Source organism: Streptomyces sp. NPDC031379 (assembly GCF_055569615.1).
Genome location: NZ_JBVIIT010000020.1, coordinates 84,177 through 109,039, shown reverse-complemented (window position 1 = coordinate 109,039; position 24,863 = coordinate 84,177). Strand labels below are relative to the sequence as shown.

Annotated in this window: 15 protein-coding genes, 1 tRNA gene and 1 pseudogene; 7 read left to right on the top strand and 10 right to left on the bottom strand. The window is 73.1% G+C overall.

All coding sequences use genetic code 11. The features are described from left to right. Nucleotides 1-115: 115 nt before the first annotated feature. On the bottom strand, nucleotides 116-286 hold the full coding sequence (locus ACZ5CW_RS27185; protein ID WP_468605765.1) for a DUF5670 family protein: 171 nt from the start codon (nucleotides 284-286) through the stop codon (nucleotides 116-118). Nucleotides 287-443: 157 nt separating this feature from the next. On the opposite strand from ACZ5CW_RS27185, the gene ACZ5CW_RS27180 reads away from it, so the two are divergent. Together ACZ5CW_RS27180 and ACZ5CW_RS27175 are read left to right on the top strand one after the other, a co-directional pair. Further along, nucleotides 444-617, top strand: a complete 174-nt coding sequence (locus ACZ5CW_RS27180) for a CsbD family protein (RefSeq protein ID WP_468605763.1) — start codon at nucleotides 444-446, stop codon at nucleotides 615-617. A gap of 326 nt (nucleotides 618-943) precedes the next feature. After that, on the top strand, nucleotides 944-1,393 hold the full coding sequence (locus ACZ5CW_RS27175) for an ATP-binding protein (protein WP_468605761.1): 450 nt from the start codon (nucleotides 944-946) through the stop codon (nucleotides 1,391-1,393). Between the two features lie 12 nt (nucleotides 1,394-1,405). On the opposite strand, the gene ACZ5CW_RS27170 is transcribed toward ACZ5CW_RS27175, so the two are convergent. Both ACZ5CW_RS27170 and ACZ5CW_RS27165 read right to left on the bottom strand, forming a co-directional pair. Beyond that, nucleotides 1,406-3,919 carry a SpoIIE family protein phosphatase gene (locus ACZ5CW_RS27170; protein ID WP_468605759.1) on the bottom strand — a complete coding sequence of 838 codons (2,514 nt, stop codon included), beginning with the start codon at nucleotides 3,917-3,919 and terminating at the stop codon, nucleotides 1,406-1,408. Beyond that, nucleotides 3,879-8,141 carry a HAMP domain-containing protein gene (locus ACZ5CW_RS27165; RefSeq protein WP_468605757.1) on the bottom strand — a complete coding sequence of 1,421 codons (4,263 nt, stop codon included), beginning with the start codon at nucleotides 8,139-8,141 and terminating at the stop codon, nucleotides 3,879-3,881. Before ACZ5CW_RS27165 ends, ACZ5CW_RS27170 begins: the two co-directional genes overlap by 41 nt. A gap of 688 nt (nucleotides 8,142-8,829) precedes the next feature. On the opposite strand from ACZ5CW_RS27165, the gene ACZ5CW_RS27160 reads away from it, so the two are divergent. From ACZ5CW_RS27160 to fdh, 3 genes are all read left to right on the top strand, one after another. Then, a complete protein-coding gene (locus ACZ5CW_RS27160) occupies nucleotides 8,830-9,846 on the top strand; it encodes a 4Fe-4S dicluster domain-containing protein (RefSeq protein ID WP_468605755.1) in 1,017 nt (338 codons plus the stop codon). Nucleotides 9,847-9,878: 32 nt separating this feature from the next. Then, nucleotides 9,879-10,898 (top strand): NrfD/PsrC family molybdoenzyme membrane anchor subunit, encoded by a 1,020-nt coding sequence (gene nrfD, locus ACZ5CW_RS27155; RefSeq protein ID WP_468605753.1) that lies wholly within the window; start codon nucleotides 9,879-9,881, stop codon nucleotides 10,896-10,898. A 262-nt stretch (nucleotides 10,899-11,160) separates the two neighbouring features. After that, nucleotides 11,161-14,421 carry a formate dehydrogenase gene (gene fdh / locus ACZ5CW_RS27150; RefSeq protein WP_468605751.1) on the top strand — a complete coding sequence of 1,087 codons (3,261 nt, stop codon included), beginning with the start codon at nucleotides 11,161-11,163 and terminating at the stop codon, nucleotides 14,419-14,421. A gap of 22 nt (nucleotides 14,422-14,443) precedes the next feature. Here fdh and selD read toward each other — a convergent pair whose 3' ends face one another. Next, on the bottom strand, nucleotides 14,444-15,451 hold the full coding sequence (selD, locus tag ACZ5CW_RS27145) for a selenide, water dikinase SelD (RefSeq protein WP_468605749.1): 1,008 nt from the start codon (nucleotides 15,449-15,451) through the stop codon (nucleotides 14,444-14,446). Nucleotides 15,452-15,485: 34 nt separating this feature from the next. Here selD and ACZ5CW_RS27140 point away from each other — a divergent pair. Further along, a tRNA-Sec gene (locus ACZ5CW_RS27140) sits at nucleotides 15,486-15,578 on the top strand. A gap of 35 nt (nucleotides 15,579-15,613) precedes the next feature. Here ACZ5CW_RS27140 and ACZ5CW_RS27135 read toward each other — a convergent pair. The 6 genes and pseudogenes from ACZ5CW_RS27135 to ACZ5CW_RS27110 form a co-directional block, all read right to left on the bottom strand. Continuing rightward, a pseudogene (locus ACZ5CW_RS27135) lies at nucleotides 15,614-17,356 on the bottom strand (SelB domain-containing protein); the annotation flags it as partial. A 5-nt stretch (nucleotides 17,357-17,361) separates the two neighbouring features. Beyond that, a complete protein-coding gene (gene selA / locus ACZ5CW_RS27130) occupies nucleotides 17,362-18,870 on the bottom strand; it encodes an L-seryl-tRNA(Sec) selenium transferase (RefSeq protein ID WP_468605747.1) in 1,509 nt (502 codons plus the stop codon). Between the two features lie 616 nt (nucleotides 18,871-19,486). Beyond that, nucleotides 19,487-20,500, bottom strand: coding sequence for an MASE1 domain-containing protein (locus tag ACZ5CW_RS27125; protein WP_468605745.1), 1,014 nt, complete (start codon nucleotides 20,498-20,500; stop codon nucleotides 19,487-19,489). 60 nt (nucleotides 20,501-20,560) lie between these two features. Continuing rightward, nucleotides 20,561-21,403 (bottom strand): PP2C family protein-serine/threonine phosphatase, encoded by an 843-nt coding sequence (locus tag ACZ5CW_RS27120; protein ID WP_468605743.1) that lies wholly within the window; start codon nucleotides 21,401-21,403, stop codon nucleotides 20,561-20,563. Between the two features lie 120 nt (nucleotides 21,404-21,523). Beyond that, on the bottom strand, nucleotides 21,524-21,844 hold the full coding sequence (locus tag ACZ5CW_RS27115; protein ID WP_468605741.1) for a hypothetical protein: 321 nt from the start codon (nucleotides 21,842-21,844) through the stop codon (nucleotides 21,524-21,526). Nucleotides 21,845-21,919: 75 nt separating this feature from the next. Further along, entirely contained in the window at nucleotides 21,920-23,128 is a 1,209-nt protein-coding gene (locus ACZ5CW_RS27110) for a hypothetical protein (protein ID WP_468605739.1), read from the bottom strand. 182 nt (nucleotides 23,129-23,310) lie between these two features. On the opposite strand from ACZ5CW_RS27110, the gene ACZ5CW_RS27105 reads away from it, so the two are divergent. Continuing rightward, nucleotides 23,311-24,756, top strand: coding sequence for a glyceraldehyde-3-phosphate dehydrogenase (locus tag ACZ5CW_RS27105; protein ID WP_468605737.1), 1,446 nt, complete (start codon nucleotides 23,311-23,313; stop codon nucleotides 24,754-24,756). The last annotated feature ends 107 nt before the right edge of the window (nucleotides 24,757-24,863 follow it).

The window sequence follows — 24,863 nt, the reverse complement described above, 5'->3', positions numbered from 1 at the left end:
CCCCACCCCCCCCCCCCCCCCCCCCCCCCCCTCCTCTCCCCCCCCCCCCCCCCCCCCCCCCCCCCCCCCCCCCCCCCCCCCCCCCCCCCCCCCCCCGCCGCCGGGGAGGCCGTGCCTACCAGCGGTACCAGCGGCCGCGCCGGCCTCCGGTTCCGGCCGGGCGGACGAGGAAGCCCAGCAGCCACAGCACGAGCACGATCACCGCGATCCACCACAGCGCCTTCAGCGCAAAGCCCGCACCGAAAAGAATCAGGGCCAGCAGCAGAACCAGAAGCAAAGGAACCATGTTTATCAACCTCCGAACCGGCGGGTTCCCGTAAATTCCTCGATCACCCCTCGTTTTTTCGCCCGGCTGCCGAATCCGGCTTCCGTGTTTGGACGGCGGCGCAGTGGAAAACCGGATGTCGAACGGACACCGCGAAGACGTTGGGATGTGAAACCCCATGGCTGGTGACAAGAAGGCCAAGGGCAAGGTGCAGCAGGTCAAGGGCAAGGCCAAGGAGGTCGTGGGCCGCGCCACCGGCAATGAGAGCATGGAGGCCAAGGGCCGCATGGAAGGCGCGCGCGGGGACGCCCGGCAGGCCAAGGAGAAGGCCAAGGACGTCTTCAAGCACTGAATCGGTCCGAGAATCGGTCCGACGCACCGAATCGGGCCGCCATTCGGATGGCGAACGGGTCCGGGAAATCCCATGGAAGCGGATTTTTCGGGCCCGTTCCGCTGTGTGCGGGCGACCGGCGCGGGGCGTGCGTCGCCACCCGGGAGGGGCCTGCGCGCCCGCCGCGCCCCCGGCCGGCCGCCTCCCGCCAGGGGCCCGCGCGCAACCGGAGGATTACCTGCGGACGTCCCCTTGATCGACGGTCCAGCGGGTAGCCGGAGCAGGACGGCACGATCCCCGTGTGCACAGGAAGGGACCCTGACCCCGGAGGAAAAGGGCAACGAGGTATGGACATCCCGCTCAGGACGCACGTGACGACGCAGGACCGCCCCCCGCCCCTGCGCTACAGCCGCACCTGGGACACCGGCATCACCAGCATCGCCGACGCGAGAGACGCCCTCGCGGCTCTGCTCTCGAGGGCGCGGCCCGCTCCGGACCGGCGCTCGGTGCAGGATGCCCAGTTGGTCGTCAGCGAACTCGTCACCAACGCGACCAAGCACGCCCCCGGCCCGTGCGCCCTGCGCCTGGAAGTGGTGCCCGACGGGTCCGCGGTGCACATCACGGTGACGGACACGTCCGCCGACCCGCCCCTGCGGCGCCGTCCCGATCCCCGGCGGGTCGGCGGTCACGGACTGCATCTGGTGACGATGATCTCCAGCGCTCTGGAGGTGACCCGTCTGTCCCACGGCAAGCGGGTCTCCGCCACGGTGCCGCTCACCGGCGACCCGGCCGGGTGAGACCTCGGCGCCTCAGCCGACCCTGATGCCCACGATGCAGGTGTCGTCGTCGGTGTCCGACCTGCTGTAGGTGAGCAGCCGGTCCAGTTGCTGGTCCAGGGTCGTGGGCGCCGCGCGCGCCGTGTCCAGCAGGTGGGAGAGTGACTCCTCCACCGAGCGGTCCCGGCGCTCGATCAGGCCGTCGGTGTACATCAACAGGGTGTCACCGGCGGCGAGTTGCACCTCGGTCTCCTCGTACACCGCCTCCGGCAGGGCGCCCAGCAGCAGGCCCCTGAGCCTGGGCAGGGCGGTGGCCTCCGCCTCCCGTACCAGGACCGGCGGCAGATGGCCCGCCCGGGCCCAGCGCAGGGTCCGCCGTTCGCCGTCGTAGAGGCCGCAGACCGCGGTCGCGGTGACGGCGCCCGTCAGATGGTGGGCGACGATGTTCAGCCACGACAGCAGCTGCGCGGGGCCCGCCCCGGTCACCGCGAGTCCGCGCAGCGCGTTGCGCAGGACGACCATGCTGGTGGCCGCCTCGATCCCGTGCCCGGCGACGTCACCGACGCACAGCAGGACCAGGCCGGAGGGCAGCACGACGGCGTCGTACCAGTCGCCGCCGACCAGCTGCTCGGTCTCGGCGGGCCGGTAGCGCACCGCCACCTGGAGGTCCGGCACGCGCAGCGGGGCCTGTGTGGGCGGCATGATGGCGTGCTGGAGCTGCAGGGCGAGCCGGTTGCGCTCGTCGGCCTGCTGCTCGGTGTGGGCCAGCTGGTCGCGGGTGGCGGCGAGGGCGACCTCGGTCCAGTGCTGGGCGGAGATGTCCTGGTAGGCGCCGCGGACGCCGAAGAGCTGGCCGTGGGTGTCGAGGACCGGTTCGGCGACCACGCGCATGTGCCGGGTCACGCCGTCCGGGCGCAGCAGCCGGAACGCGGCGGACGCGGGCCTGCGGTGGTGCAGCAGGGTGCGCAGGAAGCGGCCGATGGAGACGGCGTCGTCGGAGTGGGCGTGCGCGGGCAGGTCCTCCAGGGCGACCGGGACGCTGGTGGGCGGGCGGCCGTAGAGGTTGAACAGTTGACCGTTCCAGGTGATCTCGCCGGTGAGCAGGTTCTCCTCGAAGCCGCCGATCCGGCCGAGCCGCTGGGCGTGCTGGAGCAGGCTGGCCAGGCGTGCCGTCTCGTCCTCGATGCGCCAGATGAGCAGCACGCTGGAGCCGTGGCGGCTGACGCTGATGTCCGCGACGGCCGACAGCGGCACCTCGTCGACCAGGGCGGTCAGCCGCATGCGGTGGGCGCGGAACGGCTCGCCCGTGGCGTAGACCCGCTCCACCCGCTGGAACAGCTCGCTGGCACCGGCGGCCATCGGATAGGCCTCCAGCAGCAGGGCGCCGTTGACCACGGCCCGCGGCCGCCCCGCCGGGTCGAGGAAGCGGCCGTTGACGTGCTGGATGCGGAAGTCGACGAGCTGACCGGTGTCGTCGAGGTGCGGCACCAGCACCAGGGCGGGGTCGTGCAGCCCGTCCGCCAGGTCCATCAGCTCCACCACGTCGGGCAGCACCCGGGGTTCCTGGCCTGCCCCCGGCGGCAGCGCGATGGTCTCCAGGGTGTGCGCGCACAGCTCGGCGAGGGCTTCCACCTGCCGGATCACCGGGCGCGGCAACGGGGCCTCGGGCTTGGGCCAGGCGATCTCCAGAACGCCGTGGATCCGGCCGCCGGCGCCGGCGGGTACGGCGATCCGGGCGCCGTCGGCGTACTCCCGGCGGCCGATCGTGGGCAGCCCGGAGGCGGCGAGCGAGGGCAGCCACTGTCCTTCGGGCTCGGTCAGGCCGCTCCGGGCCACGGTGGCCACGTCGGGCGGGACGTACCGCCAGCGGGCCGCCTCGGCCGGCGGGAAGCCCGCGCTGCCCGCCAGGGTGAGCGAGCCGTCGGAGCCGGCCGCCCAGATGGCCACGGCCACCGCGCCGAGCGGCCGCAGGGCGTGGTCCAGCAGCGAGTCGGCCATCGCCTGGCTGTCGTGGGCGGCCAGGACACCGCTCTCGGCGGCACGCAGCCGTACGGCGGCGGACTCCGCGACGGGCCCGGCCCGGTCCGCGGCGACGGACAGGAACGCCTCGGTCACCTCCGAGACGCGGTCCCGGGCCGCCTGGTTGATGACGTCCACCGCGAACTCCAGCGGGGTCAGCTGGGCCTGCGCGGTCAGTTCCGCGAGCTGTCGGGCGGCCTGGGCGGGCCCGCAGCCGAGGCGTTCGACGAGGATGCCCTTGGCCACCTCGATCAGCGCCCGGCCCTCGGCCTCGGCCTGCGCCGCCCGCACCTCGCGGCGCAGCCGCTCCACGGTGGCGGCGAGCCTGCCCACCGGCGAGCCGGCCGGCACGTCGCCCAGGTGGGCATCGGGGGACGGGAGCTGTGCGGGCACGCCGACGGGCGCGTCCGGTTCGGCGGGGGGTTCGTGGATGTTCACCGGGTCCGTACTCCTCGGCCTGCGGACGGGCGGGCGCGCCGTGGCGTCCTCATGCCGGGAGCCAGCGCCGGACGCAGGCGATGAGGTCATGGGTGTCCACCGGTTTCGTCACGTAGTCGCTGGCACCGGAGGCGAGGCTCTTCTCCCGGTCGCCCTGCATGGCCTTGGCGGTCACGGCGATGACCGGCAGGTCGGCGTAGCGCGGCATCCTGCGGATCTCCGCCGTGGCCGTGTACCCGTCCATCTCCGGCATCATCACGTCCATCAGGACGAGTTCGACGTCCGGGTTGTCCACCAGCGTCTCGATGCCCTTGCGGCCGTTCTCCGCGTGCAGGACACGGAAGCCGTGCAGTTCGAGGATGCCGCTGAGCGCGAACAGGTTCCGGGCGTCGTCGTCGACGACGAGGACGGTGCGGCCGCGGGTGTGCTCGTCGATCAGGTGCGGCGCCGTGCGCTGCGGTTCGTCGCTGCGGACCAGGGTGAGCACCTCGCCGGGTTCCTCGGCCGACAGGTGCAGCGCGATCCGCTCGCGCAGCTCGTCGAGGCTGAACAGGTACTCCAGCGGGCCGTCGGTGCCGTCGGCGACCTGTTCCGTGCGGTGGGAGCTGTGCACCAGGACGGGGACGCTCGCGAGAGCGGAGTCCCCGCGCAGGGCGTCCAGGAAGCGGGCGGACTCCCCGTCGGCCATGCCCAGTTCGACGACGACGCAGTGGCAGGGCTCGGCGGCGAGCGCGCCCGCGGCCTCCTGGGCGCCGACCGCGGTGATGACGTCGACCGGCGCGCCGCCCCCGTCCGCGCGGCCGTGCGCGAGGTCCCTGACCACGCTCTCGGCGACGAGCGTGAGCAGACCGCGCGGGCGCTCCTCCACGACGAGCAGGCGGCGCGAGCGCTGCCGCTTCGCGGTGACGAGCGGTGCGCCCACCGCGAGATCGTGGCCGCTGGTGCCGGCCTCCGACGCCTGTTCGGCGGGCTTCGGGACGGCGCGTCCGCCGCGCAGGACCTCCTCGAAGTCCGGCCGGGCCACGGGCAGGAAGAGGGTGAAGGTGCTGCCCTTGGCGGGAGTGCTGTCGACGGTGACGGCGCCGCCGAGGAGGTGCGCGATCTCCCGGGTGATGGACAGGCCGAGTCCGGTGCCGCCGTACTTGCGGCTCGTGGTGCCGTCCGCCTGCTGGAATGCGCCGAAGATGGTCTCCAGTTGCTGTTCCGGGATGCCGATGCCGGTGTCCTTCACCCGGAACGCGACGATCGCGCCGCCCCGCACCACGCCGCCCGGCACCTCGTCGTCGGCGGCGGGTTCGACGCTCAGTTCGACTCCGCCCTGCTCGGTGAACTTCACCGCGTTGGACAGCAGGTTGCGCAGGATCTGCCGCAGCCGGGAGTCGTCGGTGAGCAGGTCGGCGGGGGCGCCGGGAGCCGTGGTGATGGTGAAGTCCAGGCTCTTCTGCGAGGTCATCGGCTGGAAGGTGGCCTCGACGTACTCGATCAGCTGGCGCAGCGGGACCCGCTCCGGCGTCACGTCCATCTTGCCGGCCTCGACCTTGGACAGGTCGAGGATGTCGTTGATCAGCTGGAGCAGGTCGGAGCCGGCGGAGTGGATGATGCCCGCGTACTCGACCTGCTTCGGGGTGAGGTTGCGGGAGGGGTTCTGGGCGAGCAGCTGGGCGAGGATGAGCAGGCTGTTCAGCGGGGTGCGCAGCTCATGGCTCATGTTGGCGAGGAACTCGGACTTGTACTTCGAGGCGAGCGACAGCTGCTGGGCGCGCGCCTCCAGTTCCTGGCGGGCCTGCTCGATCTGCAGGTTCTTCGCCTCGATGTCGCGGTTCTGGTCGGCCAGCAGCGAGGCCTTGTCCTCCAGTTCGGCGTTGGACTGCTGCAGCTCCTCCTGCCGGGCCTGCAACTCGGCCGAGCGGGACTGCAGTTCACTGGTCAGGCGCTGCGACTCCTGGAGCAGTTCGTCGGTACGGGCGTTGGCGACGATCGTGTTGACGTTGACGCCGATGGTGTCCACCAGCTGCTGCAGGAAGTCCCGCTGGACCGGGGTGAACCGGGTGACCGAGGCCAGTTCGATGACGCCGAGGACCTGCTCCTCGAAGAGGATGGGGAGCAGCAGCAGCGCGGTGGGCTCGACCTGTCCGAGTCCGGAGGAGATGGTGACGTATCCGGGCGGCAGCTCGTCCACGGCGATGGTACGGCGGCTGCGCGCGGCCTGGCCGACCAGGGAACGGCCGAACGCGATGCGGACGGGCCGGGTGTCCTCCTCGGGCCGGCCGTAGGAGCCGACGAGCCGCAGCTCGGGTCCGGCGGCACCGTCCTCGGCGAGGTAGAAGGCGCCGTACTGGGCGGACACCTGTGGCACCAGCTCGTCCATGATCAGCTCGGCGACGACGGGCAGGTCGCGGTGACCCTGCATGAGGCCGGAGATCCGGGCGAGGTTGGTCTTGAGCCAGTCCTGTTCCTGGTTGGCCCGGGTGGTCTCGCGCAGGGACTCCACCATGGAGTTGATGTTGTCCTTGAGGTCGGCCACCTCCCCGGAGGCGTCGACGGTGATGGACCGGGTCAGGTCGCCCTCGGCGACCGCGCTGGCCACGTCGGCGATGGCGCGGACCTGCCGGGTGAGGTTGCCGGCGAGTTCGTTGACGTTCTCGGTGAGCCGCTTCCAGGTGCCGGAGACGCCCTCGACCTCGGCCTGTCCGCCGAGCCGGCCCTCGGTGCCCACCTCGCGGGCCACCCGGGTCACCTCGTCCGCGAACGCGGAGAGCTGGTCCACCATCGTGTTGATGGTCGTCTTCAGTTCGAGGATCTCGCCGCGGGCGTCGACGTCGATCTTCTTGGACAGGTCTCCCTTGGCCACGGCGGTGGTCACCAGCGCGATGTTGCGCACCTGGCCGGTGAGGTTGTTGGCCATGGAGTTGACGTTGTCGGTGAGGTCCTTCCAGGTGCCGGCCACGTTGGGCACGTGCGCCTGGCCGCCGAGCCGGCCCTCGGTGCCCACCTCGCGGGCCACCCGGGTCACCTCGTCCGCGAACGCGGAGAGGGTGTCGACCATGGTGTTGATGACGTCGGCGAGGGCGGCGACCTCGCCCGCGGCCTCGACGGTGATCTTCTGGGAGAGGTCGCCCTTGGCTACGGCGGTGGCGACCTGGGCGATGGAGCGGACCTGTCCGGTGAGGTTGGAGGCCATCACGTTGACGTTGTCGGTGAGGTCCTTCCAGGTGCCGGCCACGCCCCGCACCTGCGCCTGACCGCCGAGCCGGCCCTCGGTGCCCACCTCGCGGGCCACCCGGGTCACCTCGTCGGCGAAGCCCGACAGCTGGTCCACCATCGTGTTGATGGTGCTCTTCAGCTCCAGGATCTCGCCCCGCGCGTCCACCGTGATCTTCTGCGACAGATCACCCTGCGCCACCGCGGTGGCCACCTGGGCGACGTTGCGCACCTGCGCCGTCAGGTTCCCGGCCATGAAGTTCACCGAGTCCGTCAGGTCGCGCCAGGTGCCCTTGACGCCCTTGACGTCCGCCTGCCCGCCCAGCCGGCCCTCGGTGCCCACCTCGCGGGCCACCCGGGTCACCTCGTCGGCGAAGCCCGACAGCTGGTCCACCATCGTGTTGATGGTGCTCTTCAGCTCCAGGATCTCGCCCCGCGCGTCCACCGTGATCTTCTGCGACAGATCACCCTGCGCCACCGCGGTCGTCACCTGGGCGACGTTGCGCACCTGCGCCGTCAGGTTCCCGGCCATGAAGTTCACCGAGTCCGTCAGGTCGCGCCAGACACCGGCGACACCGGGCACCTGCGCCTGCCCCCCCAGGCGGCCCTCGGTACCGACCTCGCGCGCGACCCGGGTCACCTCGTCCGCGAACGCGGACAGCTGGTCGACCATCGTGTTGACGGTCTCCTTCAGCTGAAGGATCTCGCCGCGCGCGGGGACGTCGATCTTCTGCGACAGGTCGCCCTTGGCCACGGCGGTGGCGACCTGCGCGATGTCCCGGACCTGCGTGGTGAGGTTCCCCGCCATCGCGTTGACGGAGTCGGTGAGGTCGGCCCAGGTGCCGGAGACACCCGGCACCTGCGCCTGCCCGCCGAGGGTCCCCTCGGTGCCCACCTCCCTGGCCACGCGGGTGACTTCGGAGGTGAACACGGACAACTGGTCCACCATGCCGTTGAAGACGGTGGCGATGTCGCCCATGAGCCCGGTGGAGTCGTCCGGCAGCCGGGTGCCGAAGTCTCCGTCGCGCACCGCGGTCAGCCCCGCGAGCAGTCTTCTCAGTTCCTGGTCACCCGGGACCACGTCGGTCGTCCCGGTCGCCTTGCCGGCCATGCGCACCCTCGTTCCGCTCCCCAGGAGCCCTCCTGCGGAGGGCTCGGAACCACTGCCGGGCACACGGCCTGACCCGGCGACTGGTGTGTGCATTTCCGCAGTTCACGGATTTGCATGATGAGAAAAATACGCCGAAGGCTAACCCACGTTCACGGTCTCGGACAAAGCAATCGGCCAACTCTCGACGATCACACAAATCACCTGGGGACGGCAGGAATGAGAACCCGTCACCCGGGTATTCGGACGAGTTCGGCCAAGGTCCTCGGCAGGAACGGCCGCGGTGACGTCGCCGTCCGGATGGCCGGAAAACGCTCGGCGCGTGCGCAGGCCAGGAGGGCGACGGACCGCGCACCGCGCGCCCGGGTACCGGGCAGGGCGGCCGGTGCCCCGCCGTACGGGCCGTTTCGGGCGCGCGGAGCGCGGGCACCCGTGCCAGGCTCGTAGGAGAGCACCGAGAGTGAGGGGCCCCGCACCGGGCGGAAGGCGAGCACGCCGAGGCGATGCCGACCCGAGGCCTGCCGCCGGACGGCGAGCCGACCGCGCGGGTGCGGCGCACCGCGGGCGGCGGCCACGAGGAGACGTGCGCTGCTGTCGCGGGAGAAGGCCTACCGCATCCTCGCGCGCGGCCCTCCCGGTCGCCGGGCGAGGTACCCGGGGAGGGCGACACCTCGTGAGCGAGGAGGCACGGATGAGCGGGGACGAGGACCGCGGCAACCTCCTGTACGGCCCGCAGCCGGACGTGGCCGGCGCCGCCGGCCATCGGGACGCCCCGCCGCGGGTGGGCTTCTTCACCGACACCTCCGTGTGCATCGGCTGCAAGGCGTGCGAGGTGGCCTGCAAGGAGTGGAACGCCGTCCCGGAGGACGGCCTCGAACTGACCGGCATGTCCTACGACAACACGCAGGGGCTGGGCGCCGACAGCTGGCGGCACGTGGCCTTCATCGAGCAGCGGGGGCCGTTCGGCGGGCAGGAGCCCGGGGTCGCGCACGAGGACGTGGACGTGTTCGCGGCCGCCTCCCGGCTCGGCACCGACGCCGGGTCACCCGGTCCGGGCGCCGCCACCGCTCCCCCGCCGGGCGGGACCCCCGAGGGCGCGGCCGCGGGGCGGATCTCCCCGGTCTCGCCCGACGGCCGTACCGAGCTGCGCTGGCTGATGTCCTCGGACGTGTGCAAGCACTGCACGCACGCGGCCTGCCTGGACGTGTGCCCCACCGGGGCGCTGTTCCGCACCGAGTTCGGCACGGTCGTCGTCCAGGAGGACGTCTGCAACGGCTGCGGCTACTGCGTGCCCGCCTGCCCCTACGGTGTCATCGACCAGCGGGCGGGCGACGGCCGGGTGTGGAAGTGCACCCTGTGCTACGACCGGCTCGGCGTCGGCATGGAGCCCGCCTGCGCCAAGTCCTGCCCCACGGACTCCATCCAGTTCGGCCCGCTGGAGGAACTCCGCGAGCGGGCGGGGGCCCGGGTGGCGCAGCTGCACGCGGCCGGCGTGACCGACGCCCGCCTCTACGGCGAGAGCCCGGACGACGGGGTCGGCGGCGACGGGGCGTTCTTCCTGCTGCTGGACGAACCCGAGGTCTACGGACTGCCCCCGGACCCGGTGGTCACCACCCGTGACCTGCCCGACATGTGGCGGCACGCGGCGCTGGCCGCCGTCTCCCTGGCCGCCCTGGCCGTCGGCAGCTTCGCGAGGCGGCCGCGATGAGCGAGGAGCCCGGAGTCCGCGAGGAGGCCACGATGACCGGATCCGATGTCACCCGCGAGGGTGTAGAGGGAGCGCGGCCCGGCCGGGAGGCACCGACCGGCGCGCACGCGGGCCGTCGCCGGCGGCGGCGCGGACGGGGCGAGCAGCCGATGGTGCCGGACGCAGAGTTCTCGTCGTACTACGGCAGACCCGTGCTCAACAGGCCGCCGTGGAGGCCGTTGGACATCGCCGGCTATCTGTACCTGGGCGGTCTGGCCGGCGCGTCCTCGCTGCTGGCGGCCGGGGCCGAGGCCACCGGCCGGCCCGCCCTGGGCAGGCCGGCGAAGCTGGGGGCCGCCGGGGCCATCTCGCTGTCGCTGGCGGCACTGGTGCACGACCTGGGGCGGCCCGGCCGTTTCCTGAACATGCTGCGGGTCTTCAAGCCCACCTCGCCGATGAGCGTCGGCTCGTGGCTGCTCACCTGTTACGCGCCGCTGACGCTGGCCGCCGCGGCGAGCGACGTCACCGGCCGCTACCGGGTCGTGGGCTCGGCCGCCACCGCGGCCGCCGCCGTCCTCGGTCCGGCCGTCGCGACCTACACGGCGGTGCTGGTCGCGGACACGGCGGTGCCGTCCTGGCACGAGGGCTACCGGGAGCTGCCGTTCGTCTTCGCCGGTTCCGGTGCGACGGCCGCGTCCGGACTCGCGCTGGTCACGGCTCCGGCCGGCGAGGCCGGGCCCGCCCGCCGGATGGCCGTGCTGGGGGCCGTGCTGGAGCTGGGCGCCTTCCAGGTCATGAAGCGCCGCATGGGCCTGGCCGCCGAGCCCTTCGAGCAGGGCGGACCGCACCGGTTGCTGCGGGCGGCGGACGCGCTCACCGCGGGCGGTGCCGCGCTGGCGGCCCTGTCGGGGCGGCTGCGCGACCGGCGCGTGGCGGTGGCCGCGGGCGCCGCACTGCTGACCGGGTCCGCGGCGCTGCGGTTCGGTGTGTTCCATGCGGGAGTGGCCTCGGCCGAGGACCCCAAGTACACGGTGGTACCTCAGCGCGAGAGGGCCCGCGTGCAGGACCGGTGACCCCCTCGGGGCCGGCCGTGCGGTCCTCGCCGGCGTCGGATCCGCGGACACCGGAACGGCGGTAGCGGGCGACGGGATCACCGCCCCCGGCGTACCGGCCCACACCAGCCACGACCTCGTCGTCCACGCGGAGTGGCCTCGGCCGAGGGTCCCGGGCCCGTTTGGCCGTGAGCGGCGGGGGTACTCCGCGGCTCTGCGCGGCGGGAGATGCCGCGGCCGCGGGGTTGCGGGAAAATCGAGGGAGCGAGCGGGAGGAGTGGTTGTGGGCGTACGCACCTGGATCGACTCCTGGCCGGTCTACCGCCAGCTCACCGGCACGGACCCGCTGGGCCGGGGTGCCGCCGCCAAGAGCGGACGCAGCGAACGGCTGCGGCCGCGGGTCGCCACCGCCGACCGGGTGGTGAAGTCCGTCTGCCCGTACTGCGCGGTGGGCTGCGGCCAGAACGTCTACGTCCAGGACGAGCGGGTCACCCAGATCGAGGGCGACCCGGACTCCCCCGTCTCGCGCGGCCGGCTGTGCCCCAAGGGCGCGGCGAGCCTGCAGCTGACGACCGGGGACGCCCGCGAGTACCAGGTCCTCCACCGGCGCCCGCACGGCACCGAGTGGGAGCGGCTGGACCTCGACACCGCGATGGACATGATCGCCGACCGGGTGATCCAGGCCCGCCGGGCCGGCTGGCAGTGGGAGGCCGACGGCACCCGCACCCGGCGCACCCTCGGCATCGCGAGCCTGGGCGGGGCCACGCTCGACAACGAGGAGAACTACCTCCTCAAGAAGCTGTACACCGCGCTCGGAGCGATCCAGATCGAGAACCAGGCGCGCGTTTGACACTCCTCCACCGTTCCCGGTCTGGGAACCTCGTTCGGACGCGGCGGCGCGACCACCTTCCAGCAGGACCTGCAGAACGCGGACTGCATCGTCATCGAGGGCTCGAACATGGCCGAGTGCCATCCGGTCGGGTTCCAGTGGGTGATGGAGGCCAAGGCGCGCGGCGCGAAGGTGATCCACGTCGACCCGCGGTTCACCCGCACCAGCGCGCTGGCCGATCTGCATGTGCCGCTGCGCGCGGGCTCGGACATCGCCTTCCTCGGCGGGATCATCAACCACGTCCTGGAGCGGGAGAAGTACTTCCGCGACTACGTCGTGGCCTACAGCAACGCCCCGGTGATCCTCCGGGAGGACTTCCGCGACACCGAGGACCTGGCCGGGGTCTTCTCCGGCCTCGACACCGGCAGCCGGAGCTACGACAACCGCAGCTGGCAGTACGAGGGCACCGAGATGCAGGCGGCCTCGGGCGAGCGCGACCAGGAGTACGAGGAGCGCGCCGGCGACAAGAGTTCGGTGACGGAGGCGGCACGCGGCGAGGCCCACGGCGCGGGCGGCGCGGTGATCGGCGAGGGCGAGCCGGAGCGGGACGAGACGCTGACCCATCCGCGCTGTGTCTTCCAGGTGCTCAAGCGGCACTACGCCCGCTACACGCCGGAGATGGTCGAGCAGGTCTGCGGGGTGCCGCGGGAGCTGTTCCGGCAGGTGTGCGAGCTGGTGACGGAGAACTCCGGGCGGGAGCGGACGACGGCCTTCGCCTACGCGGTCGGCTGGACCCAGCACACCGTCGGTGTGCAGTACATCCGCGCGGCGGCCGTACTGCAGACGCTGCTCGGGAACATCGGCCGGCCGGGCGGCGGCATCCTCGCGCTGCGCGGGCACGCCTCCATCCAGGGCTCCACGGACATCCCGACCCTGTTCAACCTGCTGCCCGGCTACATCCCGATGCCGCACGCCCACCAGGACCAGGACCTGGAGGCCTTCGTGCGGGCCGAGGCGGCCCACAAGGGCTACTGGGGCAACATGCGGTCCTACCTGGTGAGCCTGCTCAAGGCGTACTGGGGTGAGGCGGCGACCGCCGAGAACGACTTCTGCTTCGACTACCTGCCCCGGCTGACCGGGTCGCACTCGACGTACGAGACGACGATGGCCCAGCTGGAAGGCGTCTGCAAGGGCTACTTCCTGGTCGGCGAGAACCCGGCGGTGGGCAACGCCAACTCCAAGCTGATGCGGCTCGGCATGGCGAACCTGGACTGGCTGGTGGTCCGCGACTTCTCCCTGATCGAGTCGGCGACCTGGTGGAAGGACGGCCCCGAGATCGAGACCGGGGAGCTGCGCACGGAGGACATCCGCACCGAGGTGTTCTTCCTGCCGGCCGCCGCGCACACCGAGAAGGCCGGCAGCTTCACCAACACCCAGCGGCTGCTGCAGTGGCACCATCAGGCGGTCGAGCCGCCGGGCGAGGCGCGCAGCGACCTGTGGTTCGCCTACCACCTGGGACGGCGGATCCGGGAGAAGCTCGCCGGGTCCACCGACGAGATGGACCGTCCGGTGCTCGACCTGGCCTGGGACTATCCGGTCGCGGGCCGGCACGCCGAACCCGACCCGGAGGCCGTCCTCGCCGAGATCAACGGCCACGACGCCGAGGGCGCACCGCTCTCCTCCTACGAGGAGCTGAAGCCGGACGGCTCGACGGCCTGCGGCTGCTGGATCTACTGCGGAGTCCGCGCCGACGGCGTCAACCAGGCCGCCCGCCGCAAGCCGGGCCGGGAGCAGGACTGGGTGGCGGCCGGATGGGGGTGGGCCTGGCCGGCCAACCGCAGGATCCTGTACAACCGGGCCTCGGCCGACCCGCAGGGCAGGCCGTGGAGCGAGCGCAAGGCGCTGGTGTGGTGGGACCCGGACAAGGGTGAGTGGTCCGGGCACGACGTGCCGGACTTCAAGAAGGACAAGTCGCCCGGCCACCGGCCGCCCGACGACGCGACCGGCCCGGAGGCGCTGTCCGGCACGGATCCGTTCATCATGCAGGCCGACGGCAAGGCCTGGCTGTACGTGCCGTCCGGGCTCACCGACGGGCCGCTGCCGGCGCACTACGAGCCGCAGGACTCGCCGTTCCCGAACCTGCTGTACGAGCAGCAGCGCAACCCGGTACGGCAGTTGCTGTCCCCGCACCCGGACAACCGCTACCAGCCGAGCGGCGACGAGCCCGGCTCCCAGGTGTTCCCGTACGTCGCCACCACCTACCGGCTCACCGAGCACCACACCGCCGGTGGCATGTCCCGCTGGCAGCCGTACCTGGCCGAGCTGCAACCCGAGTTCTTCTGCGAGGTGTCCCCGGAACTGGCCGCCGAGCGGGGCCTGGAGCACACCGGGTGGGCGACGATCGTCAGCGCGCGGGCCGTGATCGAGGCACGGGTGCTGGTCACCGACCGCATGACGCCGCTGACCGTGCACGGGCGCAGGCTCCACCAGGTCGGCCTCCCCTATCACTGGGGCCCCAACGGCTACAGCACCGGGGACGCGGCCAACGAGCTGCTGCACCTCGCCCTGGACCCCAACACCCACATCCAGGAGACGAAGGCGTTCGCCGTCGACATCCGGCCGGGCCGACGGCCCCGGGGTCCGGCCTCCGTGGAGCTGGTGCGGGCGTACCGGACCCGGGCAGGCATCGACGAGCACACGGGCACGGAGCCGTGACGCGGTCGCCGGGGCGGATGTGTCACTTGAGCACGAGGGAACGGGTCCCGCGTGGCACCAGTTCCCCGACCACCGGCGCTCCGGGCACCTCCCCGGCGACGAGGAGGCCCCCGGAGGTCTGCGCGTCGGCCAGCAGCAGGCGGGTGTCGGCGTCGGTGTCGCCGAAGTCGGTGTGCGGGGCGACCCATTCGAGGTTGCGCCGGGTACCTCCGCTGACGTAGCCGTCCCGCACGGCCTCCCGGGCCCCTTCGAGGAAGGGCACGGCGGCGGTGTCGACCACGGCGGTGACGCCGGAGGCACGGGCCAGTTTGTACAGGTGGCCGAGGAAGCCGAACCCGGTGACGTCGGTGGCGCACCGGGCCCCGGCGGCCAGGGCGGCTTCGGAGGCCGCCCGGTTCAGGGCCACCATCGTGGCGACGGCCTGCTCGAACCGCTCGCCGGTGGCCTTGTGCCGGTTGTTCAGGACGCCGAGGCCCAGCGGTTTGGTGAGCGACAGGGGCAGCCCCGGGCGGCCTGCGTCGTTGCGCAGCAGCCGCTCGGGGTCGGCGACACCGGTGACGGCCATGCCGTACTTGGGTTCCGGGTCGTCGACGCTGTGTCCGCCGCCGACGTGGCAGCCCGCCTGCGTGGCGACGTCCAGTCCTCCGCGCAGCACCTCGCGGGCCAGGTCGAACGGGAGCCGGTCGCGCGGCCAGGCCAGGAGGTTGACGGCGAGCACCGGCCGGCCGCCCATGGCGTACACGTCGGACAGGGCGTTGGCGGCGGCGACGCGCCCCCAGTCGTAGGGATCGTCCACGACCGGGGTGAAGAAGTCGGCCGTGCAGACGATCGCGGTGCCCTGGTGGGTGACCACGGCGGCGTCGTCGCCGGTGGCGATCCCGACGAGCAGCGGGGTGTCGCCCCCGGCGAGCGGTGGCACGGTCAGCCCGGCGACCACCTCCTCCAGCTCCCCCGGCGGGATCTTGCAGGCGCAGCCGCCGCCGTGGGCGAACTGCGTGAGCCGTACGGTCGCTTGGCGGGTCGGTGTCATGCCGGTCTCCTGGGGCAGTAGCCTGACGAGCGGTGGAGGCGTGTGGGTGCCTGGTGGCCCTCCCGGTCTTCAAAACCGAGGTGTCCGAGGATCTCGGGCAGGCAGGTTCGATTCCTGTCCGCCTCCGTTCTCCGCCTGTGTGCGGCAGCGCCGGTGCTGGTCGTCGACGCGCTCGGTGCGGCCCCGGGCGTCCAGGAACTCCAGCAGTGGTACGGCGACCCGGCGTGTGGTGTCGAGTGCTCGCCGGGCCTCGCTGAGGGTGAACGGTTGCGGCAGGGCCCGCAGCAGGGCGGCGGCCTCGGCGTCCGCGCCGGGCAGCAGCACCACCCCGTCGGCGATGCGCAGCAGGGCACCGGCGGCCTCCGCGGCGGCCAACGTCTTGCGATCGAGGCCCAGTTCCTCGAGCCGCCCGGCCTCGGGTGCGCGGAACGGCGCCCGGTGGAGGTCCCGGCGTACGGCGTCCACGGCCGCGGTGACGGCCGGTGGCAGGGCGGGACGGCGGCTTTCGGAGGGGTACAACCGGCCGTGCCGTGCGTGGAGTTGCGGCGTCGCTTCGGCCAGCGCGTCGACCAGGGCGCGGTCGGGCAGGCCGAGCAGACGGCGGGCCGCCTCGGCGGGCAGGCCGGGCTCGAGCGGATGAGCGCGGGCGTGCCGTACGACTTCGGCCGCCAGCCGTTCTGCGAGGGTGTTCCAGTACGCCGCGTCGGCCAGCCAGTCCCGTGCGACGGGCGCGACGGGCGCCGGGACGCCCATCGCGCGCAGGTCGGCGCTCCGGATCAGCTTGCGGCGGCGCAGCTCCGCGGCGCCCTCGGGGCGGCCGGTCATGCCGGCGAGTTCGGCAGCGCGGGCCCGGCCGGCGCCGCGCCGGGCCAGCCGGGGCGGCCGTACGTCGAGGACGGTGACTCCGCAGGGCATGCGGCTCCCGCCGGGTTCCCGCAGCACCGCGCGGTCGCCGACCCGGAGGGGCAGGCCCCGGCCCAGGGTGAGCCGGGCGGTGTCCGCGCCGAGCGGACGGACGGCCGCCGGTACGGCGGCGGTGCCGATGTGCAGGGTGACGGACCGGGGCAGGTCGGCCACCGGTTCGCCGGTGACCCGGACGTCGATCAGTTCAGTGGACAGCCAGCGGTCCGGGGTCAGCAGCACCTGCCCGCGGCGCAGGCGGTCGTCCCCGTGACCGTGCACGTTGACGGCCACGCGGGCCACGCCGCTGACGGCCGTCCGCTCCTCGTGCAGGCTCTGCAGCCCGCGTACCCGCAGCACGGTCCCGCCGTCCCCGGTGACCAGCCGGTCGCCGACCCGCAGGGTGCCCGCGCCGAGGGTGCCGGTCACCACGGTGCCGTGACCGCGGACGGTGAAGGCCCGGTCGAGCCACAGGCGGACGTCGGCATCGGCGTCGGGCACGGGCAGCTCGTCCGCCAGCCGGGCCAGTTCACGGCGCAGCTCGTCCAGGCCCGCGCCGGTGACCGCGCTGACCGCGACCGACGGCGCCTTGCCGAGACAGGTGCCGGCCAGGCGCTCGACGGCGTCGGCGCGTACGGGCTCGGGGTCCGCGAGGTCGCTGCGGGTCACCGCGAGGACGGCGTGCCGGACGCCGAGCGCGTCGAGGATCGCCAGGTGCTCCTGCGACTGGGGCTGCCAGCCCTGGTCGGCGGCGACCACGAACAGCACGGCGGGCACGGGTCCGACTCCGGCCAGCATGGTGGCGACGAACCGCTCGTGCCCGGGTACGTCCACGAAGGCGAGGTGTTCTCCGTCGGGGCGCAGTCTGGTCCACACGAAGCCCAGGTCGAGGGTGAGGCCCCGGCGGCGCTCCTCCTCGTAACGGTCGGGCTCCATGCCGGTGAGGGCGCGGACCAGGGCCGACTTGCCGTGGTCGACGTGTCCGGCGGTGGCGAGGACCCGCATCGCGCCTACCTCTCCGCGGCGGTCGGGGCGGGCCGCCCGCCGTCCCCCGGCAGCGCGGACCGCACGGCCTGCGCGAGCCGTTCGTCGTCCTCCTCCGGCACTGCCCGAAGGTCCAGCAGGCAGCGGCCCGCCTCCAGGCGTCCGACGACCGGGACGCGGCCGGTGCGCAGCGCGGCCGCGTACGGCTCGGGCAGCGACAGCGCCGCGCTGGGCAGCGTGACCCCGGGCGCGCCTCCGCCGCCGACCGTGGCGGCGCACTCCACGGCCCGTACGTCGATGCCGTCGGCGGCGAGGCCGGTGGCGAGGCGGTCGGCGCGGGCCGTCAGGCGGGCCGGGTCGGCGGTGAGGGCGAGGGCGGTCGGGGTGGGCGGGCCGGTGAGCGTGGCCTCGAGCGCGGCCAGGGTCAGCTTGTCGACGCGCAGGGCGCGGGCCAGTGGGTGCCGGGCGAGGGCGCGGACCAGGTCCCGGTCTCCGAGCAGGAGTCCGCACTGCGGTCCGCCGAGCAGTTTGTCGCCGCTGGCGGTGACGAGCGCGGCGCCCGCGCGGAGCTGGGTGCCGGCGTCGGGTTCCTCGGGCAGGGCCGGGTGCGGCGCGAGCAGTCCGGAGCCGATGTCGACGACGACCGGGACGCCGAGGCCGGCGAGTTCGGCGACCTCGGCCGCCCGGGTGAAACCGGTGATACGGAAGTTGGAGGGGTGCACCTTCAGCACGAACGCGGTGTCCGGGCCGATCACGTCGGCGTAGTCGGCGGCGCTCGTGCGGTTGGTGGTGCCTACCTCACGGAGTCGCGCGCCGGTGGAGACGAGCAGGTCGGGCAGGCGGAAGCCGTCGCCGATCTCCACCATCTCGCCCCGGCTGACGATGATCTCCCGGCCTGCCGCGAGGGCGGTGGCGGCGAGCACCAGCGCGGCGGCGCCGTTGTTGACGACGTGCACGGCACCGGCGGACGGCACCCGCTCGTGCAGCGCGGCGAGGGCGGACCGCCCCCGGCGGGCCCGCGCCCCGCCGGCCAGGTCGAGTTCGACGTCCGTGGGTCCGGCGGCCTCCTGGACGGCCTGCCGGGCGGCGGCCGACAGCGGGGCCCGGCCGAGGTTGGTGTGCAGCAGCACCCCGGTGGCGTTGATCACCGGGCGCAGGCCGCCGGCGGTGCCGGGCAACAGGGCGAGGGCCACCTCGGGCACCCGTTCGGGCGTGATGCTTCCTTCCCGGGCCCGCTGCTGCGCCTGCCGGACGGCGGCCTTCACGACGGACGCGCCCAGTCGCTCGACGGCCCCGGCCAGGCGGGGGTCACGCAGGAGCAGGTCGGTGCGCGGGACACGGCGGCGTACGTCGCCGCCTCCACCGGAAGACCCGGCACCTCGCTGCCTCCCCGGACCACCGGCCCCCGATCCCCGACCGACGCCGGAACCCGCCCCCCGAACCGGCTCATCCCCCTCCCCGCCAGGCCCCGCCGCGGGGGCGGCGCCCGCCGCCGGGAGCGGCTCGCCACCACGGGCACAGGCAGAATCCACCACCCCGACCGGCTCACCCCCCTCCCCGGCAAACCCACGAACCGAGGCAGACCCCACCGCCCGGACCGGCTCGCCGCCCACCCCGGCAGGCCCACCGACCGAGGCAGACCCCACCGCCCGGACCGGCTCGCCGCCCTCCCCGACAGACCCACCGACCAAGGCAGACCCCACCGCCCGGACCGGCTCGTCACCCTTCCCGGCAGGCCCACCGACAGGAGCCGAGCCCCCCGCCCGAGCCGACTCGCCGCCCACGCCCACAGGGCCACACGCGGTGCCTGAACCCACCACCCCGACCGGCTCGCCGCCCACCCCGGCAGGCCCACCGGCACCGCCAGAACCCACCACCCGGACCGGCTCGTCGCCCTCGCCGTAAGGCCCCGGCGCGAGGGCGGTGGGCGGAGGCGGCTCGTCGGTCCGGGCGGTGGGCGTAGGTGTTTCGGGCGCTTCGGTCTGCCGCCGCGCCGCGCGCGCCGTCCGCGGTGCCACCCGCTGCTTCATGCCGCCCCTGTCCCTCCGGTCCGGCCCTCGCCCGTACGGGCTCGCCCATCGTCTCCCAGTGCCCAGGGCCGACCGTTCGACACGCCGGGGCGGCGCCGGGCCACGGCCCGGTGCGGATGCCTCACGGCGTGCCGCTCGGCCGCGACCGGTCGCCGGTGTCGTCGTTGCTCGCGTGCGGCCGGGGTGGCGGTGCGTCGCCCGCGGTGAGGTGCTCCAGCACCTCGACCAGCTCCTGGCAGGCCTTCTCCACCGAGCGCCGGGTGTTGCGCTGCTCGGTGATCACGGCGGACAGCAGCAGCGCAGTCAGGGCCATCGCGCCGTTGAAGGCCTGCAGTTTCACCATGACCTCGATCCGGCTCAGCCCGGCGAACGCCCCCAAACCGTCGGTCGCGGCGACGGTGGCCACCACGGACGTGAACAGCGCGCACAGGACGCTGCCCACGAGCTGGAAGCGCAGGGCGGCCCAGATGATGAGCGGATAGACGAGGAAGAGCATGCTGATCGAGCTGTAGGCCGCCAGCGGTACGAGACCGCAGGCGACGACGGCGAGCGCGGCCGCCTCCGGCCAGCGGCCCAGCGGTGGCGGCCAGCGGGCGTTCCGCAGCAACAGCAGGAGCGGGGTGACGATCAGGACGCCCATCGCGTCCCCGACCCACCAGGCCAGCCAGACGGGCCAGAAACTGTGTGCGGCCAGTCTGTCCGTGACGTACAGCAGGCCGACGCCGACGGTGGCGCTGACCAGCATGGCGGTCAGGGCGCCGAGAAACACCAGGGCGAGGCCGTCCCGCAGGCGGCTGAGGTCGCTGCGGAAGCCGGCCCGGCTCAGCAGGAGCGCCGCGCACAGCGGTGCGGCGGTGTTGCCGACGAGGAGGGCGAGCACGTCGAGGCGGGGGGTGGTGAGCGACAGCACCGCGAAGAACGCGCCGAGGGTGACTCCGGGCCAGCAGCGCAGGCCGAAGATGAGCAGACCGGCGACGGCGACGCCGGTCGGCGGCCAGATGGGGGTGACGATCGCGCCCTCGACGGACAGCCCCCGCAGCAGGCCGAGCCGGCTCGCCGCGTAGTAGCAGGCCGCGACGGTCAGCACCTGGACGACGTAGCCGCCCGGTCGACGCAGATGCTCGTAACCCACCACAGCAGCAATCTGACACCGGTGGCCCCGGGTCGGCGAGGCGAGAGACGGCGCCGTCGGGCCCTATGGCTGAATGCCGGGCCGGCCGCCGAGGCCGTCGAGGCCCACGACGAGCGCGGCGGCATCGTCCTCGTGTCCGACACTCTCGGCGCCCTTGATCACGGCGGCGGCCAGGGCACGGGCCTCCAGACCGGCGACCGCGGCGATGCCCGCGAGGCGCACGACCTGGTCGAGCCCGTCCTCGATGTTCAGTGACGGCCCCTCCACCACGCCGTCGGTGACCAGGACGAAGACTCCGCCGGTGGTCAGCCGGTGCCGGGAGACCGGGTACTCCATGCCGTGCTGGATGCCGAGCGGCGGTCCTCCCTCGTCGTCGACGACGCCGGACTTGCCGTCCGCCGTGGCCCATACGAAGGGGATGTGGCCGGCCCGTGCGCTCTCCAGCACTCCGGTGGCCGGGTCGAGCCGCATGAAGGTGCAGGTGGCGAAGAGGTCGCTGCCCAGGGAGAGCAACAGCTCGTTGGTGCGGGCGAGGAGTTCGCCGGGCTCGCCGGCGACGGAGGCGAGGGCGCGCAGGCCTGCCCGGACCTGGCCCATGAAGGCGGCGGCCTCGATGTTGTGTCCCTGGACGTCACCGATCGACAGCCCGATCCGGCCGTCGGGCATGTCGAAGGCGTCGTACCAGTCGCCGCCCACGTTGAGGCCGAGGTTGGCCGGCGCGTACCGCACCGCCAGATGCAGGCCGGGCGCGGCGGGCAGGTCCCGGGGCAGCATGCCCCGCTGCAGGGCGATGGCCAGCTCGACCTGGGTCCGCTGCAGCTCTGCGCGCTGACGCGCCTGGGCGGTGAGCGAACCGAGTCTGGCCAGCAGCTCGTCGCCTTCGTCCGGGGAGCGCTTGCGGGGCATCGATCACTTCCGGCGGGGCGGTGGCCCGGGCTGGACCGGCCGCCTGGACTTTCGGCAAATGCCTAGATTTTACCTATATAGGATGATCTGGCCCCATGGATGGTCGCGGTGCGGTCCGGGTCAGCGGACCTCGGAGTCGATGCCGGTGATCACGGCAGGCCCCAGGGGCGCGCTCCCCTCGTCGAGTCCCGCGTCCCGCAGTGCGGAGTCCGCGAGGCGGCGGGCCTCCTCCTCGGCGTGCGGGCCGGTGTCCGCCTCGACGGTCAGGCGGAGGGTGAAGGTGTTGTCCTCGTTGACGCTGAGCACGTCCAGGTCCTCGGCGCTGCCCATCCGCGTGCCGTGCGGATCGGCGGGCCGGAGCGCGTCGGCCAGCCGGGCCCGGGTGTCCGTCGCGGCTCCCGCGGTGAAGGTGCCGGGGACGCTGATCACGTAGGTCGTCATGACGATCCTTTCCTCGAGCCCTCCTCGGCTACCCCGATTCACGGCCTTCGCACAGCGGCGGCACCCGGCGGCGGCTCACAGCGGGGAGTGGGCCACCGCCAGCACATAGGCGCCGAACAGCAGGGACACCACGGCGAGGGCGCCGTGGACGAGGACGGCCCGGGCCCGTCGCAGGCGCCAGGTGCGGGCGAGTGCCCGGGCCATCGGGATGAGCAGCGGGAAGGCCGGCAGCAGGAACCGCGGCTTGGAGGAGAAGGAGCCCGAGCCGCCGACCACGAGCAGGACCAGGACCCCGGTGAAGACCACCAGGGCCAGCGGGGCGCGGTCCAGGCACAGCAGCGCGAACAGCAGGACTCCCGCGGCGATGATCAGCAGAGCGGCGGGGTAGACGACGCCGCCGCCGTACAGGAGCAGAGCCCGCAGGAAGCGCAGCGAGCCCGCCCCGAAGTCGAAGCGGGAGTTCCAGGCGCTCTGCACCTCGAGGTACCCGCCGAGCAGGTCGCCGGTCTCGCTGCCCACCCACAGCACATAGCCGAGCCAGCCCAGCGGAGCCAGCACCGCCCCGGCCCACAGGCCCGCCGGGACCCGGCCGCGCCGGCGCAGCGCCTCGTGCGCGGCCGCGAGGGCGACGGCGACCGCCACCGCGAATCCGCTGGGCCGGGCCAGTCCCGCCAGCGCGGCCAGCGAACCCGCCCACAGCCAGCGACCCTTGAGCACGCAGTACAGGGACCAGGCGGCGAGCGCGGCGAACAGCGACTCGGTGTAGGCGATGGTGAGTTCGAGGGCATGGGGCAGGACGGCCCACAGGGCGACCAGTGCGGTGGCGACACCCCGTCCGTACAGATGGTGGCCGACGGCGTAGACGCCGTACGCGGCCGCGACCGCCGCGGTCCAGGCGATGAGCATCGCGGCCTGGGCCGGGGTCATCGGCGAGACGACGACGAGCGCCCTGATGAGCGCCGGATACAGCGGGAAGAACGCCCAGTCGGTCTGGATCGCGCCGTTCGGGCCGATCCAGATGAGGTGGCCGTAGCCCTGTGTGGCGATGTGCAGGTACCAGCGCGAGTCCCAGGAGTGCGCCAGGTTTCTGACGAGCGGAAGCCCCCTGAGGTCGTTCGTGAGGATCACCGTGAGGATCCCCGCGATCCGGACGGCCGCGAACAGGGCGAGGGCAGCGAGCGCGCCCTCGGGGATCGCGCGCCGGGCGATCCGCGGCAGGGCCGGGCGGCGGAGGGCACCGGACGGGGCGGCCGGCTCGGGTCGGGGGACGGAAGAGGTGCTCACGATCTTGACCTTGGGCAGGCCTGTTCGGACATGCAATCCGCGACCCGGGTTTCTCACGCACTTCCACCCTGATTCAGGAACGGATCCCTTCCTTGTTCCGGCACCCCCTGACAGACCCACCGTGATGATCGAAGTAGGGTGTGGTTACCATATGAGCGCTGCCTAGCTCGAAAGATAGATCTGTGACTGTCAACGACGACTCGTTCACCAACTGGAAGATCCGCGAGGAGATCGCGGAGTCGATGATCCCGCTCATCGGGAAGCTGCACCGCGAGCAGGACGTGACCGTCCTGCTGCACAGCCGCTCCTTGGTGAACAAGTCGGTGGTCAGCATCCTGAAGACGCACCGCTTCGCCCGGCAGATCGCCGGCGCGGAGCTGTCGGTCACCGAGACCATGCCGTACCTGCAGGCCCTGACCACCCTCGACCTCGGGCCCTCCCAGATCGACCTCGGCATGCTGGCCACCATGCACCAGGCCGACGACCGCGGCCTGAGCGTGGCTGAGTTCACCGCCGAGGCCGTCGCCGGTGCCACGGGCGCCAACAAGATCGAGCGCCGCGAGCCGCGCGACGTCGTCCTGTACGGCTTCGGCCGCATCGGCCGGCTCGTCGCCCGCCTGCTGATCGAGAAGTCCGGCTCCGGCAACGGCCTGCGGCTGCGCGCCATCGTCGTCCGCGGCGGCGGCGCCCAGGACATCGTCAAGCGCGCCTCGCTGCTGCGCCGCGACTCCATCCACGGTCAGTTCCAGGGCACCATCACCGTGGACGAGGACAGCAGCACGATCCTCGCCAACGGCAACGAGATCAAGGTGATCTACGCCGACGACCCGTCGCACGTGGACTACACCGAGTACGGCATCCGGGACGCCATCCTCATCGACAACACCGGCAAGTGGCGTGACCGCGAGGGCCTGTCGAAGCACCTGCGCCCCGGTATCGAGAAGGTCGTGCTGACCGCGCCGGGCAAGGGCGACGTCCCGAACATCGTGCACGGCGTCAACCACGACACCATCAAGCCGGACGAGCAGATCCTGTCCTGCGCCTCCTGCACCACCAACGCCATCGTGCCGCCGCTGAAGGCGATGGACGACGAGTACGGCGTGCTGCGCGGCCACGTGGAGACCGTCCACTCGTTCACCAACGACCAGAACCTGCTGGACAACTACCACAAGTCCGAGCGCCGCGGCCGCTCCGCGCCGCTCAACATGGTCATCACCGAGACCGGTGCCGCCTCCGCCGTCGCGAAGGCGCTGCCCGACCTCAAGGCGAAGATCAGCGGCAGCTCGATCCGTGTCCCGGTGCCGGACGTCTCGATCGCGATCCTCAACCTGCAGCTGGCCCGCGAGACCACCCGCGAGGAGGTCCACGACTACCTGCGCGAGGTGTCGCTGACCTCGCCGCTCAAGCGCCAGATCGACTTCATCACGGCGCCCGACGCGGTCTCCAGCGACTTCATCGGCTCGCGCCACGCCTCGATCGTGGACGCCGGTGCCCTCAAGGTCGACGGGGACAACGCGATCCTCTACCTCTGGTACGACAACGAGTTCGGCTACTCCTGCCAGGTCGTCCGGGTCGTCCAGCACGTCTCGGGCGTGGAGTACCCGACGTACCCGGCGACGGCGGTCTGACGGGTATCCGCTGCGGCAGGGGGGGGGGGGGGGGGGGGGGGGGGGGGGGGGGGGGGGGGGGGGGGGGGGGGGGGGGGGGGGGGGGCCCAGCGCGTCGGGAGGCAAGA

What these genes read in the sequence shown, in the direction of transcription:
- ACZ5CW_RS27185 (WP_468605765.1), bottom strand. Translation starts at nt 286, where the DNA reads ATGGTTCCTTTGCTTCTGGTTCTGCTGCTGGCCCTGATTCTTTTCGGT.
- ACZ5CW_RS27180 (WP_468605763.1), top strand. Translation starts at nt 444, where the DNA reads ATGGCTGGTGACAAGAAGGCCAAGGGCAAGGTGCAGCAGGTCAAGGGC.
- ACZ5CW_RS27175 (WP_468605761.1), top strand. Translation starts at nt 944, where the DNA reads ATGGACATCCCGCTCAGGACGCACGTGACGACGCAGGACCGCCCCCCG.
- ACZ5CW_RS27170 (WP_468605759.1), bottom strand. Translation starts at nt 3,919, where the DNA reads ATGACCTCATCGCCTGCGTCCGGCGCTGGCTCCCGGCATGAGGACGCC.
- ACZ5CW_RS27165 (WP_468605757.1), bottom strand. Translation starts at nt 8,141, where the DNA reads ATGGCCGGCAAGGCGACCGGGACGACCGACGTGGTCCCGGGTGACCAG.
- ACZ5CW_RS27160 (WP_468605755.1), top strand. Translation starts at nt 8,830, where the DNA reads ATGAGCGGGGACGAGGACCGCGGCAACCTCCTGTACGGCCCGCAGCCG.
- nrfD (WP_468605753.1), top strand. Translation starts at nt 9,879, where the DNA reads ATGACCGGATCCGATGTCACCCGCGAGGGTGTAGAGGGAGCGCGGCCC.
- selD (WP_468605749.1), bottom strand. Translation starts at nt 15,451, where the DNA reads ATGACACCGACCCGCCAAGCGACCGTACGGCTCACGCAGTTCGCCCAC.
- ACZ5CW_RS27120 (WP_468605743.1), bottom strand. Translation starts at nt 21,403, where the DNA reads ATGCCCCGCAAGCGCTCCCCGGACGAAGGCGACGAGCTGCTGGCCAGA.
- ACZ5CW_RS27115 (WP_468605741.1), bottom strand. Translation starts at nt 21,844, where the DNA reads ATGACGACCTACGTGATCAGCGTCCCCGGCACCTTCACCGCGGGAGCC.